Consider the following 15,712-nt stretch of genomic DNA (forward strand, 5'->3'; position numbering starts at 1 on the left):
CAGCGTGTGGCTTGGAGCCTGGCATTCAGAGCCTGGTATTCAAAGCCTGGCATTCACCGCCGAGGGGCACCTTGCGTGGCAGGAAGGTGCTTTGAGTGTGGCCGCGATTATGTCCCACAGCCTTTGCCTGCGCCGGGGGCAAGGTCGCCCGCCTGGGTGTAATGCCAGCGCAAAAGATGTGAGTGCCTGTTCAAAGGCCCTGACATCTGTTTGCGCTTTTGCTTGGGGCGCCAGGCTTTGAGAAAGCGCAAGGGTTGTCAAACCTCCAGCCATTCCTTGCGGATGGCGGCGTCGGCGCGCAGCTGCTCGGGCGTGCCGTCGAAGACGATGCTGCCGTGGCCCATGAGCAGGCAGCGGTCGGCGATTTCCAGGGCGATGGTGAGCTTTTGCTCGATCAGCAGCACCGAGACGCCGCGCTCGCGCAAGGTGGTGAGGAATTGGCCGACCTGCTCGACGATCTTGGGCGCCAGGCCCTCGGTGGGCTCGTCGATCAGCACCAGGTCCGGCTCGCCCATGAGGGCGCGGCACAGCGCGAGCATTTGCTGCTCGCCGCCCGAGAGTACGCCGGCCTCGGTGTGCTGGCGCTCGCGCAGGCGCGGGAACAGGCGGTAGGAGTCCTCAAAACTCCAGCGGCTGCTGCCCTTGTGCCCGCTTTTCTCGCCCAGCGTGAGGTTTTGATGCACGGTGAGCTTGGGGAAGATGTCGCGGTTTTCGGGCACGTAGCCCACGCCCAGGTGGGCGATTTCATAGGGCTTCTTGCCCACCAGATTGACGCTGCTGCCATCTGGGCGCTGCAGCAGGATCTGGCCCGTGCAATCGACCAGGCCCATGATGGCCTTGGCGGTGGTGGAGCGCCCCGAGCCGTTGCGCCCGAGCAGGGCCAGGATCTCGCCGCGGCGCACGTCGAATTGCACGCCGTGCAGGATGTGGCTTTTGCCGTAATAGGCATGCAGTTGGTCAATGCGCAGCATGCTCGCGCTCTCCTTGTGCGGGTTGGGGGGCTGTGCCCTGCAGGGCGGCGCTGGCCTGGTTTTGCGCCAGCACCGAGCCCAGGTAGGCCTCCTGCACGGCCGGATTGGCGCGCACGTTCTCGGGCGTGTCAAAAGCGATGACCTGGCCATAGACGACCACGGCGATCTTGTCGGCCAGGCCGAAGACCACGCCCATGTCGTGCTCCACGGTCAGCAAGGTCTTGCCTTCGGTGACTTCCTTGATGAGCTCGATGAAGTGCGCGGTCTCGGTCTTGCTCATGCCGGCGGTGGGCTCATCGAGCAGGATCACCTCGGCGCCGCCGGCGATGGTGATGCCGATCTCCAGCGCGCGCTGCTCGGCATAGGTCAGGTTCATGGCCAGCTCGTTGCGGCGCTTTTCCAGGTGCAGCCGGTGCAGCAGCGCCTCGGTGCGGGCATTGGCATCGTGCAGGTTGGCCAGAAAGCGCAAAAAGGTGTAGCGGTAACCAGTGTGCCACAGCAGGCCGCAGCGCAGGTTCTCGAACACGCTGAGCTTGGGAAAGAGGTTGCTGACCTGAAAGCTGCGCGCCAGCCCCAGGCGGTTGATCTCATAGGGTGTCTTGCCGTCGATGCGCTGCCCGCCCAGCCAGACTTCGCCGCTGCTGGGCTGCAGCCGGCCGCTGATGAGGTTGAACAGCGTGGACTTGCCCGCGCCGTTGGGGCCGATGATGGCCACGCGCTCGCCGCGCTGCACGGCCAGATCGACGCCGCGGATGATCTCGGTCTTGCCGAAGTGTTTGGTCAGGCCGCGCAGTTGCAGCGCATACGGAGTGTGGGTGTTCATGTGCTGGCTCCTGTTGGCCCGGCTCCTGTTGGCGCCTCCCCGCGCTGGGCGCGCAAGTCGGCTTCGATCAGCTCTTGCTGGCGGTGCCAGACTTTGATGAAGCCGCGGCGCACCCAGGCGAAAACGATGGCGCCCAGCACGGCCGCAGCCACTGTCAGCGCCCAGTGGGTCTTGTCCTGCACGTTGAGCGTCAGGCCCATGAACTTCAACTCGGGGCTCATGATGGCGTTCATTTGCAGGTGGTAGACCATTTCGATCAGCGCGGCCAAGGCCAGGAAAGCGGCAATGCCGGCCAGCGCCAGCGCCACATAGGGCAGCAGCAGCGGCCCGAAGCGGCCAAACTGCATGACGCGCACGTTGTGCATGACGATGCTGGCCACGCCGCCGGGGGCGAACATCACCATGAACAAAAAGGCCATGCCCAGATACAGCATCCAGGCCTGCGTCAGCTCAGAGAGCAGCACGGTGGCCAGCACCATCAGCACGGCGCCGATGATGGGGCCGAAGAACAGCGTGGCGCCGCCCAGGAAGGTGAACAGCAGGTAAGCGCCCGAGCGCACGGCGTTGAGGCTGTCCATGGCGGTGATGATCTCGAAGTTCAGAATCATCAGCCCGCCGCCGATGCCGGCGAAAAAGCCCGAGATGATGAACGAGAGGTAGCGCACGCGCTGGGCGCTGTAGCCGATGAACTCCACGCGCTCGGGGTTGTCGCGCACGGCGTTGAGCATGCGCCCCAGTGGCGTGCGCGTGAAGGCGAACATCAGCGCGGTGCAGACCAAGCAATAGGCCGCGATCAGGTAGTACATCTGGATCGAGGGGCCGAAGGTGATGCCCAAAAAGGGCTGGCCCACCACGCGGTCGGTGGAGATGCCGCCCTCGCCGCCGAAGAACTCGGGGAACATCAGCGACATGGAGGCCACCAGCTCGCCAATGCCCAGCGTGATCATGGCGAAGGTCGTGCCGGCTTTCTTGGTCGTGACGTAGCCAAACAGCGCGGCAAAGAAGGCCCCGGCCAGGCCGCCCACCAGCGGGATCAGCGTCACCGGCACGAAGAAGGCGCCATCGCCGACTTTGTTGAGCACGTGGATGGCAATGAACGCGCCCAGGCCGACGTACACGGCGTGGCCGAAGCTGAGCATGCCGCCCTGGCCCAGCAGCATGTTGTAGCTCAGGCAAATGATGATGAGGTAGCCCATCTGCGAGAGCATGCTCAGCGCCAGCCCGCTGGTGAAGATCTTGGGCGCCAGCAGCAGCGCCAGCGCAAAGCCGCCCCAGATGATGATGCGCCACTTGTTGAGCATGGGCGCGTGCGCCGGCGCGGGCAGGGGCGCGCGTGCGTCGCCGGTCTTGGCAGTGGGGGTGTGGGTGGTGGTGTTCATGGTGTCTCAGCCCTCTCGTTTGCCCATCAGCCCGCGCGGGCGCAGGATCAGCATCAGCACCAGCAGCAGGTACGGCAGGATGGGCGCGACCTGGGCAATCGTCAGGCGCAGCACCGGGTAGCCGAAGGTTTCGGGGCCGGCCTGCACGCCCAGGCCCTGCAACAGGCCCAGCAGCGAATGGTCCATGGCCACGGCAAAGGTTTGCATGATGCCGATCAGCAGCGAGGCGATGAAGGCCCCGCCCAGCGAGCCCATGCCGCCAACGACCACGACCACGAAGATGATGGGCCCCACGGCCAGCGCCATGGCCGGCTCGGTGATGTAGGTGTTGCCGCCGATCACGCCGGCCAGGCCGGCCAGCGCCGCGCCGCCGCCGAAGACCAGCATGAACACGCGCGGCACGTTGTGGCCCAGGGCCTCGACCGTCTCCGGGTGCGTCAGCGCCGCCTGAATCACCAGGCCGATGCGCGTGCGCGTGAGCAGCAGCCAGATCGACACCAGCATCAGCACCGCCACCAGCATGATGAAGGCGCGCGAGCGCGGGAATTGGGTGTCAAACAGCGTGAACAGCGGCCCCTGCAGAAACGGCGGCAGGCCATAGGGCACGGCCGCGCGGCCCCAGATCAGCTGCACGACCTCCAGCACCAGGTAGGACAGGCCGAACGTCACCAGCAGCTCGGGCACGTGGCCGAACTTGTGCACGCGCCGCAGGCTGAAGCGCTCGAACGCCGCGCCCAGCGCGCCCACCAGCAGCGGCGCAATCAGCAGCGCAGCCCAGAAGCCCACAGCGCTGGAGATGACGTAGGCAAAGTACGCGCCCAGCATGTAGAAGCTCGCGTGCGCAAAATTGAGCACGCCCATCATGCTGAAAATCAGGGTCAGGCCCGAGCTGAGCATGAACAGCAGCAGCCCATAGCTCAGCCCGTTGAGCAGCGATATGACGAAGAATTCAAAACTCATGGCTGGTCATCGGTGCGGGGGAGAGGGAAGGGCGCCAGGCCGCGCGCGGCCTGGCCGCAGCGGGCGCTGCACAGGGCAGCGCCTGGCCTGCGCCCCCATCAGGAGGGGCGCTTCATCTGGCAGGTGGTGGGCGTGCTGGCCTGCGCGGGCTCGAAGTACTGCACCGGCTGGAAGGCCAGGCCGGTGTTTTCCTGCGAGTAGGGCATGGCATCGCTGGCCTTGCTCCAGCGCGTGATGAACAGACCCTGCTGCAGCTGGTGGTCGTCCTTGCGCATCGTCAGCGTGCCGTGCGCGCCGGGGAACTCCAGCCCCTCCATGGCGGCGGCAACCTTGAGCGGATCGGTCGAGCCGGCCTTGTGCATGGCGTGCGAGAGCATGGCCAGGCCGTTGTAGACCGAGGTGGTGTACATGTCTTCCTTGAACTTGTCCTTGAAGCCGCGGGTGATCTCGCCGATCTCGCCGGGCAGGTTCATGTGGCTGTAGAACACCTCATAGACCTTGCCCTCGGCTGCCGCGCCAAAGGCCGTGGGCGAACCGCTGGCCGTGCCGTAGTAAACGAAGAACTTGACGTCCTTGAGCCCTGCGTCATTGGCGGCCTTGACCAGCAGCGACAAGTCCGAGCCCCAGTTGCCGCTGATGACGGCATCGGCGCCGGATTGGCGAATCTTGGCGATGTAGGGTGCAAAGTCGCGCACTTGCGCCAGCGGGTGGAAGTCCTCGCCGACGATCTGCACATCCGGCGCGTACTCCTTGAGGTACTGGCGCGCATAGCGCGTGACCTGCTGGCCGTGGCCGTAGTTCTGGTTGATCAAATAAACTTTCTTGACCTCGCCTTGCTGGCCGATGAATTGCGCCAGCGCGCGCATTTTCATGGTCGTGTCGGCATCGAGGCGAAAGTGCCAATAGCTGCACTTCTCGTTGGTCATCTCCGGGTCCACGCCCGAATGGTTGATGAACACCACCTCCTTGCCCGGGTTGCGCGCGTTGTGGCGCTCCAGCGCCTCCATGATGGCCAGCGAATTGCCCGAGCCATTGCCCTGCACGATGTAGCGAAAGCCCTGATCGATGGCCGAGCGCACCAGGCTGGCCGTCTCCTGCGGGCTGAGCTTGTTGTCAAAGCCCTGCACCTCGAACTTCACGCCCGCCGGATTGTTCTTGCTCTGCGTATTGAAGTAGTCGCTGACGTACTGAAAGCTCTTGAGCTGATTGCTGCCGATCGAGGCCATCAGCCCCGAGAGCGGGTCGATCCAGGCGATCTTCACCGTCTCGCCCTGCTGGGCCTGGGCGCTGCCGGCCGCGCCCAGCGCGCACAGTGTGGTAGTGGCGGCAAGCACGGCGTGCCAGAAGGCGTTGGGGCGCTGCAAAGACATGGGGGCGATCTCCTTGAATCTTCAATGGTTGACGGGGCTGGCTGGGCAGGGGCCGCGCAGCATGGCGCGATCAGGGGCCAAGCAAAGCAAGCCGCAAGGGTATCGACACGCAGGCGGCGCGGCATCGGGCAAACCCGCATCGGCGGCCCGATTTGTCACCTAAAAGACTGTTGGGTGTCGTTCTTGAGAGCCTGTTCAAAATCTTTGCACGGCGGTCAAGAGAGCGGATTTGGGCGCTCTGCTGCGTTACAAAGCCTCGCCATAGCCCCAGCTATGGCTGCGTTTTGCGCCTTGCAGCCCACCCCAAACCGCTTCTTGCCCACTCGCGCCGAGATTTTGAACAGGCTCTGAGCGGCAGTGCAGCCCCGGTTTGCACCGATACTTGGCAAAGACCTTGCGCAGACATCATGCGCAGGCTCTCCAGGCCTGTTTAGCCCATTCTTCACACTGCCCCCATGAACGACGCCTTGCTTCAAGCCGCCATGCCCGACCGCCTGCTCTACAGCCTGGATCTGATGGGCACCGTGGTATTCGCACTCAGCGGCGTGCTGCTGGCGCGCCGCCTGCACATGGACGGCTTTGGCCTGCTGGTGCTGGCCACAGTCACCGCCATTGGCGGCGGCACCATCCGTGACCTGGTGCTGGGCGTGCGCCCGGTGTTCTGGGTCACCCAGCCCGAATACCTGATGCTGATCGTGGCCACCTGCGTGCTGGCCGTGCCATTGCTGCGCCCGCTCTCGCACGAGCGTGTGGGCTGGCTACTGCTGCGCGCCGATGCCCTGGGCCTGGCCACCTTCACGGCCATCGGTGCCAACAAGGCCTTGCAGCTGGGCGCGCCGGGCATCGTCGCCGTGGCCATGGGCGTGCTCACCGGCGTGGGCGGCGGCATGATCCGCGACGTGCTCGCGCGCGAAGTGCCCATGGTGCTGTGCCGCGAGGTCTATGCCACGGCCGGCATCGCCGGCGGCCTGGTGCTGGTGCTCAGCCACGCCTGGTGGGGCGATGCGCGCTGGGCCATGCTGGCCTGCATGGTGGTCACGCTGCTCATCCGCCTGGCGGCGCTGCGCTGGCACTGGCATCTGCCCAGCTTCGGCGGTCTGGAACGCCCATGACTGGAGCGCCCATGAGTGCCCGCGCGCGCCATCGTGTGCAAGAGGCCCGCTAATGCGCTGGTGGTCCTTTTTCTGGGTGCAACTGGCCGCCGCGCTGACGCTGCTGTGGCTGAGCGGTCAGGGCTGGCTGGCGCTGCTGGGCGCCTGGTGCGCCGCCTGGCTGTGGTGGCTGTGGCAGGCCTGGCAGCAGGCGCGGCTGCTGCGCTGGCTGCGCCGCGATGGGCCGCCCGCCGAGCCGCCAGCACAGCCAGCGCCGTCAGCACAGACAGCGCCGCGCCTGTTTGGCATCTGGGCCGAGCTGCAGTACTTCTGGCGCAAGCGCCAGCAACAGCACCAGCGCAGCCAGGCCCAATTGCAGGCCAACCTGCAAGAGCTACGCCAGGCCATCCAGGCCACGCCCAATGGCGTGATGTTGCTCGATGCGCAATGGGCCATCGAATGGTTGGATGGCCAGGCCTGTGCGCACTTCGGCCTCGACGCGCACAAAGACCAGGGGCAAAACCTGCTGACCCTGGTGCGTGACCCCGAATTTGCCAGCTACTGCACCGTGGGAGACTTCCGCGAACGCCTGCACATGGACGGGCGTAGCCTGGACGCGCACGGCCTGCCCGGGCGCAGCAGGCTGGCCGTGCAAATCTTCCCCTACGGCGACGGAAAGCGCCTGCTGCTGTCGCAGGACGAAACCCACGTGCAGCACAACGAAGCCATGCGGCGCGACTTCATCGCCAACGTCTCGCACGAAATCCGCACCCCGCTGACCATCTTCGCCGGCTACGTCGAAACCCTGCAAACCCTGCCCCTGACGCCCGAGCAATGCCAGCAGTACTACGGCCGCATGCGCCAGCAGGCCCAGCGCATGCAAGTGCTGGTGGAGGATTTGCTGACCCTCTCGCGCCTGGAAGGCAGCCCGCTGCCCAGCCTGGGCGAATTCATCGAAGTGCAAACCATGCTGCTGCGCTGCCGCGACGAGGCGCTGGCCCTCTCGGCCTCGCTGGCAGCGCTGCCAGCAGGCGCTGGCGCTGCGGCAGCGTCGGCCCCATCGACTTCGGCATCGACTGCCACATCGAACACCGGCGGCCAGCCGCAGCACCGCATCACACTGCACTACGCCGACGACAGCCTGGGTCTGCAACTGGACTTTGCGCCAGGCCAGCCCAGCCCGGCATGGCCAGAACAGCCCGGCCGCATTGCCGGGGCCGACAAGGAAATCCACAGCGCCTTCTCCAACCTGATCGCCAACGCAGTGCGCTACACCCCGGCCGGCGGGCGCATTGACCTGCACTGGCGCTGGCTGGCCGACGGCAGCGCCCGCTTTACCGTGCAAGACAGCGGCCCGGGCATCGCCGCCGAACACCTGCCGCGCCTGACCGAGCGCTTCTACCGCGTCGACCGCAGCCGCTCGCGCGAAACCGGCGGCACCGGCCTGGGGCTGGCCATCGTCAAACACGCCGTGCAGCGCCACGGTGGCCAGCTCCACATCCAAAGCACCCCCGGCAGCGGCTCGCAATTCACCATCGAACTGCCCGCCACCCGCCTGCAAACCCCGGCAGCCCTGGCCGAACAAGAACAACAACGCGCCCAGCGCGAACGCCTGCTGGCGCGCTGAAAAGCATCGCGTTGAAGAGCGCGACGCCCCGCACAAGGTGTAACGCAGAAAACCGTTTGTCCGTACGCCGTCCGGACAAATACAATCAGAGCCTGATCTCTGTGCCGCATTGGTGCGCAGGGTCAACAACCTTGCTCGGAGCTGTGCCATGAACACCCTGAACCTTTCGAAGACCGAACGTATTGACGTGCGCGCCAGCGCGCCGGTCAAGCAACTGCTGCAGGAGGCGGCGCGTGCTTGCCATAAAAACGTCAGCGAGTTCCTGCTCGATGCGGGCGTGACGGCGGCGGAGCAGACTTTGGCCGAGCGTCGGCAGTTCGTGCTTGATGAGGCCCAGTGGCAGCTCTTTGAGCAGGCGCTGGATCGGCCGGTGCAAAGCAAGCCGCGCCTGAAGAAACTGCTGAGTGAGCCGGGGGCGTTGGGGTGAGCAGTGCCTGGGCCCCTGTGCGCAAGCTGCTGGCCTCGGATCGGGTTGAGGCGTTCGATTGCGGGCAAGCTGCGCTGAACCAGTTTCTGCAGCGCTATGCGCTCGTCAGCCAAAAATCCCACAGCGCGCAAACCTACGTGTGTTGCCAGGGGGATGGGGTGGCGGGCTTCTACAGCTTGGCCGTCGGCAGCATCGACGTGCAAAACGCAGCGCCAAGGGTGACCAAGGGCCTGGCGCGGCATCCGGTGCCGGTCATGATCCTGGCGCGCCTGGCCGTGGACAAGCGGCACCAGCGCCGCGGCTTGGGGCAGGCGCTGCTCAGGGATGCTTTGCTGCGCACCGCCCAGGCTGCGGACATCGCCGGCATTCGTTGCCTGCTCGTGCATGCCAAGGACGATGCCGCAAGGCGCTGGTACGAATCCTGGGAGTTCGAGCCCAGCCCGACCGATCCCTACCACCTGTGGCTGCTGCTCAAGGACCTCAAGGCCATGCTTTGAGCCCCTGTTCAAAAGCTTTGCGAGGTGGGCAATCCATCGGATGTGGGCGCTTTGCCGCATCGCAAATGCCTGGCCACAGCCGCGGCCATCCATGGCTGTGTGTTGCGCCTTGCAGTTGCAGCCCATCCCCAACCGTTTCTTGGCCAAGTGCACAGAGATTTCGAGCAGGTTCTGAGGCTACGGTGCATGCGTCAGCAAACGCACACTTTGTCCAGAGAAAGAGACATTGCCTTCGCAAGCCTGCTCATGTTCATAGCCTTCAACAGGCTCAGCCCGACAGCAGCCACAACCGCAGCTTGGCGCGCAGCCATTGGGCGTGCGACTGCGGCTGCTTATGGCTGGCCTGCCCACAGTCTGTCAATCCGGCGGCCCTGGAGCTTTGGAGCTTGTCAGCAAACATGCCGATGCGCACTTGCATGCGCCATGTCGGCTGCGCCAATTCAAGCCAATTGCGCGGCGATCCACGTACTTCGCATTGCGCTTTGACGATGTTTGACATTAACCCGCTGTATCCGCTTGCAGCAATTGGCTATAAAGCGTAACGAATCGCAGCATGGTGGTACTTCCTGCCAGTGACTCGCACAAGCGGCGAGCCTCAACACAATGGTTTTATGTCTGCCCTTGGTTGTGATCCAAAGCTTATCCAACAGCCCAGGCCGCATGCATTACATCTTTGGAAATCGTAGGCGCATTGCAATTGCCGTCATTCTTGGCATAGGCATAGTCATCGCCTTGCTGGGCGCAGTTGATCGCGCCAAAAAAGCCTTGTCAGGCCAGCAAAGGCCAGTTGCAGCCAGCCAAAGCCAGGCCACGAAGGAAATACGGGATTTGCAAAAAATCCCGAAAGAAAGCGCGTCCTTCGGTGAGGAAAACCACTCCATTCCCATCAAACTGCCCCAGAAAGGCCCGAACTACCGTGGCGACCTGGGCGGGGTCACCGTGCAAGTGCCTAAGAGCTGGGCTTTTTTATTGTCCTACGACGATGCCAAGAACCCCGAAACACAGGAATACATCATCAAGGGGTTCATACTGCGGACCAATGCTGACTGGTTGATCAGTGGCAAAGGGGATAGAGAAAGGATTGGTGAATTAATGAATCGAGCCTCAATTTTCGTCACTGCAGGCGTTCGCCCGCCGTCCCGGGAGCTGTCGATGAATTATCTCTCCTCTCCTTGTGTGCTTGGGTTAAGGAAAAATAGATATCCATACAAAAAAAGTCCAAGCGAGGTTCATGGGTTGGAGTGGTGCTATCCAGAATATGAATTCAAGAAAAGCAATGAAAAACTGCACGACGAGAATATTTATTACAAAAATCATGATAGGGTGGTAACGGATGTCGTTATTTGCTTTAATGGGGTGACTGGATCATCTTATTGTGATCATACGTTCTTCTTGGATCATGGGCCTCGCGCAGAAATTTCGATCAGATATCACAAAATTCATTTGCAAAATTGGAAGCTGATTAGAGATCGCGTTCAGTCTGTGTTTATTGATTTTGCTATCCCTCGGCCCAGTTGAGTGAAGATATTTGGGCGAAGGAGTTGGTTTTTTAAGAGCTGTTTGGTTTCATTATTTGATCGGTGCGAGAAATATTGGTGTTCTATGGCTGCCTAGTTGGCCACGGATATTGTTAAGCACCTTGTGCCAAAGGCGTGGCAAATAGTCAAGGTCGGGCAAGAGTCAGTGCATGGGCTGCATGTGCAGTGATTGATAATGAAGAAAACCCAATGACAGCGATGGGCCATAAAAACGTAACGTATCGCAGGTGAAAGAAATATCTCATGGTTGTCATTCCCATCGTCTTCATGTGGCTGTGCTATTTGGGGCTGAGCCTTTGGCTGGCGCAGATCTTCAACCGCTGGGCCCGCGGTGAAAAGCACCGCTTCAGGTATCCGGGGGTGATCGTGATGCTGGTCATGTGGCTGCCGGTGCTGTGGGATGCGCCTTTGCAGGAGATGAAGTACCGCAAGCTGTGCCGCGAGGAGGCGGGATTGACGGTGTTCAAGACGCCAGAGCAATGGGATCAGGAGCATGGTGGTCTATTGAAGACTCTGACTCCTGTGGAAGGAGTTGTCAGTACGACGCTAAGCAAAGGTCATTCTCGCTATTTTTTGAATGAGAGATTTGCATTTGACTCTGTTTCAACCCCGATAGGCTATAGATTGATTGAAAGAAGGAAGGAGGTTGTTGATTTGATTAATGGGGAGGTAATGATTAGGTTTGTGGATTTTGATGCAGGTCCTTTGCATCATATTCCAAGTTTCGGGCGGATATGGTTGAATAAGCCCAGTTGCAGGGATAACAAAGAAATTCCGAGGAGCTCGGAGATCTTGAGTATGAGGTCAAAATTTTCGAGTATGGAATCGAAATTTAGTGGCAGATAGAAAAGGAATTTTTAAAAATGAAGCTTTCTGCGCATGAATTGGCTTTATTGTCTGAAGCATGTTGTACAGAATTTAATTCGGGTGATGATGGGCGTTGATTACTAAAGATATTGAAGATGGTTTGGAGGGAAAAGGCTTCTAAAAATCCCAAGCCCAAGACTTCGTCGCCCGCTGGGAAGTGGTTTATCAGGAAGCCAACACCCCTTCAGGCTTCTCAGCCACCTTGTTCAAAAGCAAGGATCCCAATGCAGCCAGCCCTATGTGGTCAACTTCATGCAGCGCATTGCCTCGCCCAAGGAACAGGGTTTTCGAGGGCAGAGCGCATACCTGGAATGCGCTGCGCCGTAAGCAGCAAATGAGTAATTCAAGGAATATTGCTCAGATCAGGCTCAATCAAGCTTTCATTTGAAAGAAAGATCCCATGGTTGTCATTCCCATTGTCTTCATGTGGCTGTGCTATTTAGGGCTGAGCCTTTGGCTGGCGCGGATCTTCAATCGCTGGGCCCGCGGTGAAAAGCACCGCTTCAGGTATCCGGGGGTGATCGTGATGCTGGTCATGTGGCTGCCGGTGCTGTGGGATGCGCCATTGCAGGAGATGAAGTACCGCAAGCTGTGCCGCGAGGAGGCGGGCTTGACGGTGTTCAAGACAGCGGAGCAATGGGATCGTGAGAATGGTGGACTGCTCAAATCTTTGACCCCAACCAAAGGGGTTGAAACAATCGAAATTGACAAAATAAATTACAGGATGCCTATCAATGAGAGGATTCATTACGATATATTTTCCATCAATAGGGGTTATAGATTGATCGAGAGAAGGATTGATGTGATAGATGCGGAGACAGGCGAGGTGATGTTGAGACATGTGGATTTTGATGCAGGCCCTTTGCATCACATACCCAGTTTTGGAAGGATATGGATGAATAAGCCCAGTTGCATGAGCAATAAAGAAATCCCCAATCATGAAAGGCTTTTGAAGATGGAGTCGGAATTTTCGAGGTTGACGGCGAAATTCGAGGGGAAGAAGTGAAGTATGAGAAATGTTTTTGCATGATGCGGATTTTGGGTTGTGCTGCATGATTTTATTGAGTTAAATAATTTTGGATTGTTGAATTTCCTGGGGTGTTGATCAGATTGCCGTAAAAAAACCGCCGCACGGCTTTGGCCGTTGCGGCGGTTTGTTTTTGGGCTATGCCCAACAGCTTAGAGCGTGTTATGCGCTTGGCGCTCGCGCGCGGCGTCGTCCATCAGCTCATACCACATGGCGTTGAGCACGGCCAGGGCGGCGGCCAGCGGCAGGCCCAGCATCCAGGCGAAGTACCACATCGTTGATTCCTTTCAAAACGGTTGATTCGTTCACAAGCCGGCCCCGGCGGGGCCGGCCTTGGGTTGTGTTCAATAGATGGCGTGGCCCTTGTCGCTGTCCACGTCCTCGTTGCGCACTTTGCCGCGCATGACGGCGTACACCCAGCTGGTGTAGGCCAGCACGATGGGCAGGAAGATGAGGGTGACCACCAGCATGATGAACAGCGTCATGTGGCTGGAGGACGAATCCCACACCGTCAGGCTGGCCGCCAGGTTGGAGCTGGAGGGCAGGATGAAGGGGAACATGGACACGCCCACGCTGAGGATGATGCCGGCGATGCCCACGCCGCTGGCCAGCAGGGCGAGGATTTCGCGCCGTGCGGCCAACATCAGCGCGGCCAGCACGAAGCCGAGGATGCCCAGCGCCGGCACCAGCCACAGCACGGGGGCGGCGGCGTAGTTGGCAAACCAGGCGCCGCCATCGGCGACGACGGTTTTGTACAGCGGGTTGGAGGGGCCGTTGACGACCACATCGCTGGTGATGCGGTAGCCCTCAACGCCTTTGGCCAGGTACAGGCCCAGCAGCGCGAACAGCACGGCGCTGCCGATGGCGCAGGCGATGCCCCATTGGCGCACGCGCTGCTGCACGGGGCCTTCGGTCTTCAGTTGCAGCCAGGTGGCGCCGTGGCAGGTGAGCATGAGCACGGAGAGCACGCCGGCGAGCAGCGCGAAGGGGTTGAACAGCGCCCAGAAGGAGCCTTCGTAGTGGATTTGCATGTCCGGCTCGATGCGGAAGGGCACGCCTTGCAGCACGTTGCCCATGGCCACGCCGAACACCAGCGAGGGCACGAAGCCGCCGATGAACAGCATCCAGTCCCAGGTGTTGCGCCAGCGGCTGTCCTCGACTTTGCTGCGGAACTTGAAGCCTACGGGGCGCAGGATGAGCGCGAACAGGATGGCGAACATGGCCAGGTAGAAGCCGGAGAAGGACACGGCATACAGCTGCGGCCAGGCGGCGAAGATGGCGCCGCCGGCCAGGATCAGCCAGACCTGGTTGCCCTCCCACACGGGGCCGACGGTGTTGATGACCACGCGGCGCTCGGTATCCGTCTTGGCCACGAAGGGCAGCAGGGTGCCGGTGCCCAGGTCGAAGCCGTCGGTGACGGCAAAGCCCACCAGCACCACGCCCAGCACCAGCCACCAGATGACGCGCAGGACTTCGTAATTGAGTAGTTCGTGCAAGATCATGCGGATTCTCCAGCAGCAGTACGAGGGGTCAAGGAAGGGGCGGCGGCGTGACCCGCCGGTGCGGGCGACAAATCGCCGGGCAGGGCTTGCAGCTCACGCGCATCGGGGCCTTTGCGGATGGCCGCCAGCATCAGCTTCATCTCGATGATGAGCAGCACGGTGTAGATGGCCACGAAGCCCAGCATGGTCAGCAGCACGGTCTTGGCGCCCAGGTTGGAGACGGCCACGGCCACCGGCAGCACGCCTTCGATGGCCCAGGGCTGGCGGCCGAACTCGGCCACGAACCAGCCGCATTCGGCGGCAATCCAGGGCAGCGGGATGGCCCACACGGCCACTTTCAGCAGCCAGGGGTGGGCATCGAGGCGGCGGCGCGCCGAAAGCACGAAGAAGGTGGCCGTCAGAGCGATGAAGAAAAAGCCCAGGCCGACCATGATGCGGAAGGTCCAGAACAGCGGCGCAACCTGCGGCACGGTGTCCCAGGCAGCCTGTTCGATTTGCGCGGCGCTGGCCTGGCGCGGATCGTCCACATAGCGCTTGAGCAGCAGGGCGTAGCCCAGGCGGTCGCTGTGCGCCTCGAACTGCTCCATCAGCGCCTGCGGCGCTTGCTTGCCGTTGAGGGCGCGGATTTGCTCCAGCGCGTCATAGGCAACAAGGCCGCTGCGGATGTGCTGCTGCGCCGAGGCCACCAAATCCTTGATGCCGGGGATTTGCGTGTCCAGGCTGCGCGTGCCGATCAGGCCCATGACCCAGGGGATGTGGATGGCGTAGTGCGTCTTGCGCGCCTCTTGGTCGGGCAGGCCGATCACGGTGAAGGAGGCGGGCGCGGGCTCGGTCTCCCACATGCCTTCGATGGCGGCCAGCTTCATGCTCTGGTGCTCGGAGGAGAGGTAGCCGCTCTCATCGCCCAGCACCACCACCGACAGCGAACCAGCCAGGCCAAAGGCGGCGGCCACCGTCATCGAGCGCTTGGCCAGCTCCAGGTGCCGGCCCTTGAGCACGAACCAGGCGGCCACGCCCAGCACGAATACGGCCGCCACGGTGTAGCCGGCCGAGACGGTGTGCACGAACTTGGCCTGCGCCACGGGGTTGGTGACCACGTCAAAGAAGCTGTCCACCTCCATGCGCATGGTGTGCGGGTTGAGCTTGGCGCCCACGGGAAATTGCATCCAGCCGTTGGCCACCAAAATCCACAGCGCCGAGAGGTTGGTGCCAATGGCCATGGCCCAGGTCACCACCAGGTGCTTGACCTTGGACAGGCGCTCCCAGCCGAAGAAGAACATGCCCACCAGCGTGGCCTCCAGGAAGAAGGCCATCAGCGCCTCGATGGCCAGCGGCGCGCCGAAGATGTCGCCCACGTAGTGGCTGTAGTAGCTCCAGTTCATGCCGAACTGGAACTCCATGACGATGCCGGTGGCCACGCCCATGGCGAAGTTGATGCCAAAGAGCACGCCCCAGAACTTGGTCATCTGGCGCCAGATGGGCCGGCGCGTCATGACGTACACCGTCTCCATGATGGCCAGCAGGATGGAAAGCCCCAGCGTCAGGGGCACGAAGATGAAGTGGTACATGGCCGTCAAGGCAAATTGCAGCCGTGACAGACCAACTATGTCGAGATCCATGGGGGGAGACCTTT

Annotated in this window: 16 protein-coding genes; 7 read left to right on the forward strand and 9 right to left on the reverse strand. The window is 61.8% G+C overall.

The features are described from left to right. Nucleotides 1–257: 257 nt before the first annotated feature. From CK625_RS01725 to CK625_RS01745, 5 genes are all read right to left on the reverse strand, one after another. Nucleotides 258–971, reverse strand: coding sequence for an ABC transporter ATP-binding protein (locus CK625_RS01725; protein WP_095538526.1), 714 nt, complete (start codon nucleotides 969–971; stop codon nucleotides 258–260). Beyond that, the gene (locus tag CK625_RS01730) at nucleotides 958–1,794 is read right to left on the reverse strand and encodes an ABC transporter ATP-binding protein (RefSeq protein ID WP_095538527.1); all 837 of its coding nucleotides are present in this window, start codon (nucleotides 1,792–1,794) and stop codon (nucleotides 958–960) included. The genes CK625_RS01725 and CK625_RS01730 overlap by 14 nt, the downstream gene beginning before the upstream one ends. Beyond that, on the reverse strand, nucleotides 1,791–3,095 hold the full coding sequence (locus CK625_RS01735) for a branched-chain amino acid ABC transporter permease (protein ID WP_238945505.1): 1,305 nt from the start codon (nucleotides 3,093–3,095) through the stop codon (nucleotides 1,791–1,793). Before CK625_RS01735 ends, CK625_RS01730 begins: the two co-directional genes overlap by 4 nt. Nucleotides 3,096–3,179: 84 nt before the next feature. Next, nucleotides 3,180–4,133: a branched-chain amino acid ABC transporter permease gene (locus CK625_RS01740; RefSeq protein WP_095538529.1), complete on the reverse strand. Its 954-nt coding sequence runs from the start codon at nucleotides 4,131–4,133 to the stop codon at nucleotides 3,180–3,182. A 98-nt stretch (nucleotides 4,134–4,231) separates the two neighbouring features. Next, nucleotides 4,232–5,503, reverse strand: a complete 1,272-nt coding sequence (locus tag CK625_RS01745) for a branched-chain amino acid ABC transporter substrate-binding protein (RefSeq protein ID WP_095538530.1) — start codon at nucleotides 5,501–5,503, stop codon at nucleotides 4,232–4,234. A gap of 455 nt (nucleotides 5,504–5,958) precedes the next feature. On the opposite strand from CK625_RS01745, the gene CK625_RS01750 reads away from it, so the two are divergent. From CK625_RS01750 to CK625_RS01765, 4 genes are all read left to right on the forward strand, one after another. Continuing rightward, a complete protein-coding gene (locus CK625_RS01750; RefSeq protein ID WP_238945049.1) occupies nucleotides 5,959–6,615 on the forward strand; it encodes a trimeric intracellular cation channel family protein in 657 nt (218 codons plus the stop codon). A 52-nt stretch (nucleotides 6,616–6,667) separates the two neighbouring features. Further along, complete coding sequence (locus CK625_RS14030) at nucleotides 6,668–8,221, forward strand: ATP-binding protein (protein ID WP_095538531.1); 1,554 nt, start codon at nucleotides 6,668–6,670, stop codon at nucleotides 8,219–8,221. 148 nt (nucleotides 8,222–8,369) lie between these two features. Beyond that, nucleotides 8,370–8,648, forward strand: a complete 279-nt coding sequence (locus CK625_RS01760; protein ID WP_095538532.1) for a DUF1778 domain-containing protein — start codon at nucleotides 8,370–8,372, stop codon at nucleotides 8,646–8,648. Further along, nucleotides 8,645–9,145: a GNAT family N-acetyltransferase gene (locus tag CK625_RS01765; RefSeq protein ID WP_095538533.1), complete on the forward strand. Its 501-nt coding sequence runs from the start codon at nucleotides 8,645–8,647 to the stop codon at nucleotides 9,143–9,145. Before CK625_RS01760 ends, CK625_RS01765 begins: the two co-directional genes overlap by 4 nt. A 268-nt stretch (nucleotides 9,146–9,413) precedes the next feature. Here the strand turns inward: CK625_RS01765 and CK625_RS13505 are convergent, their stop codons facing one another. Next, nucleotides 9,414–9,644, reverse strand: a complete 231-nt coding sequence (locus tag CK625_RS13505; RefSeq protein WP_143326137.1) for a hypothetical protein — start codon at nucleotides 9,642–9,644, stop codon at nucleotides 9,414–9,416. Between the two features lie 161 nt (nucleotides 9,645–9,805). On the opposite strand from CK625_RS13505, the gene CK625_RS13510 reads away from it, so the two are divergent. The 3 genes from CK625_RS13510 (at nucleotide 9,806) to CK625_RS01775 (ending at nucleotide 12,556) form a co-directional block, all read left to right on the forward strand. Continuing rightward, the gene (locus tag CK625_RS13510) at nucleotides 9,806–10,663 is read left to right on the forward strand and encodes a hypothetical protein (protein WP_143326138.1); all 858 of its coding nucleotides are present in this window, start codon (nucleotides 9,806–9,808) and stop codon (nucleotides 10,661–10,663) included. Between the two features lie 263 nt (nucleotides 10,664–10,926). Next, nucleotides 10,927–11,529, forward strand: a complete 603-nt coding sequence (locus tag CK625_RS01770; RefSeq protein ID WP_095538534.1) for a hypothetical protein — start codon at nucleotides 10,927–10,929, stop codon at nucleotides 11,527–11,529. Nucleotides 11,530–11,950: 421 nt separating this feature from the next. After that, nucleotides 11,951–12,556: a hypothetical protein gene (locus CK625_RS01775; protein WP_095538535.1), complete on the forward strand. Its 606-nt coding sequence runs from the start codon at nucleotides 11,951–11,953 to the stop codon at nucleotides 12,554–12,556. Between the two features lie 173 nt (nucleotides 12,557–12,729). On the opposite strand, the gene cydX is transcribed toward CK625_RS01775, so the two are convergent. The 3 genes from cydX to CK625_RS01790 all read right to left on the reverse strand — a co-directional run bounded on the left by cydX (nucleotide 12,730) and on the right by CK625_RS01790 (nucleotide 15,698). Next, nucleotides 12,730–12,852, reverse strand: coding sequence for a cytochrome bd-I oxidase subunit CydX (cydX, locus tag CK625_RS01780; protein ID WP_095538536.1), 123 nt, complete (start codon nucleotides 12,850–12,852; stop codon nucleotides 12,730–12,732). 69 nt (nucleotides 12,853–12,921) lie between these two features. Further along, nucleotides 12,922–14,079, reverse strand: a complete 1,158-nt coding sequence (cydB, locus tag CK625_RS01785) for a cytochrome d ubiquinol oxidase subunit II (RefSeq protein WP_095538537.1) — start codon at nucleotides 14,077–14,079, stop codon at nucleotides 12,922–12,924. After that, nucleotides 14,076–15,698: a cytochrome ubiquinol oxidase subunit I gene (locus tag CK625_RS01790; protein WP_095538538.1), complete on the reverse strand. Its 1,623-nt coding sequence runs from the start codon at nucleotides 15,696–15,698 to the stop codon at nucleotides 14,076–14,078. The genes cydB and CK625_RS01790 overlap by 4 nt, the downstream gene beginning before the upstream one ends. Between the last annotated feature and the right edge of the window lie 14 nt (nucleotides 15,699–15,712).

The organism is Vandammella animalimorsus (assembly GCF_002285265.1).
GTDB lineage: Bacteria > Pseudomonadota > Gammaproteobacteria > Burkholderiales > Burkholderiaceae_C > Lampropedia.

What these genes read in the sequence shown, in the direction of transcription:
- CK625_RS01725 (WP_095538526.1), bottom strand. Translation starts at nt 971, where the DNA reads ATGCTGCGCATTGACCAACTGCATGCCTATTACGGCAAAAGCCACATC.
- CK625_RS01730 (WP_095538527.1), bottom strand. Translation starts at nt 1,794, where the DNA reads ATGAACACCCACACTCCGTATGCGCTGCAACTGCGCGGCCTGACCAAA.
- CK625_RS01735 (WP_238945505.1), bottom strand. Translation starts at nt 3,095, where the DNA reads ATGCTCAACAAGTGGCGCATCATCATCTGGGGCGGCTTTGCGCTGGCG.
- CK625_RS01740 (WP_095538529.1), bottom strand. Translation starts at nt 4,133, where the DNA reads ATGAGTTTTGAATTCTTCGTCATATCGCTGCTCAACGGGCTGAGCTAT.
- CK625_RS01745 (WP_095538530.1), bottom strand. Translation starts at nt 5,503, where the DNA reads ATGTCTTTGCAGCGCCCCAACGCCTTCTGGCACGCCGTGCTTGCCGCC.
- CK625_RS01750 (WP_238945049.1), top strand. Translation starts at nt 5,959, where the DNA reads ATGAACGACGCCTTGCTTCAAGCCGCCATGCCCGACCGCCTGCTCTAC.
- CK625_RS14030 (WP_095538531.1), top strand. Translation starts at nt 6,668, where the DNA reads ATGCGCTGGTGGTCCTTTTTCTGGGTGCAACTGGCCGCCGCGCTGACG.
- CK625_RS01760 (WP_095538532.1), top strand. Translation starts at nt 8,370, where the DNA reads ATGAACACCCTGAACCTTTCGAAGACCGAACGTATTGACGTGCGCGCC.
- CK625_RS13505 (WP_143326137.1), bottom strand. Translation starts at nt 9,644, where the DNA reads ATGTCAAACATCGTCAAAGCGCAATGCGAAGTACGTGGATCGCCGCGC.
- CK625_RS13510 (WP_143326138.1), top strand. Translation starts at nt 9,806, where the DNA reads ATGCATTACATCTTTGGAAATCGTAGGCGCATTGCAATTGCCGTCATT.
- CK625_RS01770 (WP_095538534.1), top strand. Translation starts at nt 10,927, where the DNA reads ATGGTTGTCATTCCCATCGTCTTCATGTGGCTGTGCTATTTGGGGCTG.
- CK625_RS01775 (WP_095538535.1), top strand. Translation starts at nt 11,951, where the DNA reads ATGGTTGTCATTCCCATTGTCTTCATGTGGCTGTGCTATTTAGGGCTG.
- cydX (WP_095538536.1), bottom strand. Translation starts at nt 12,852, where the DNA reads ATGTGGTACTTCGCCTGGATGCTGGGCCTGCCGCTGGCCGCCGCCCTG.
- cydB (WP_095538537.1), bottom strand. Translation starts at nt 14,079, where the DNA reads ATGATCTTGCACGAACTACTCAATTACGAAGTCCTGCGCGTCATCTGG.
- CK625_RS01790 (WP_095538538.1), bottom strand. Translation starts at nt 15,698, where the DNA reads ATGGATCTCGACATAGTTGGTCTGTCACGGCTGCAATTTGCCTTGACG.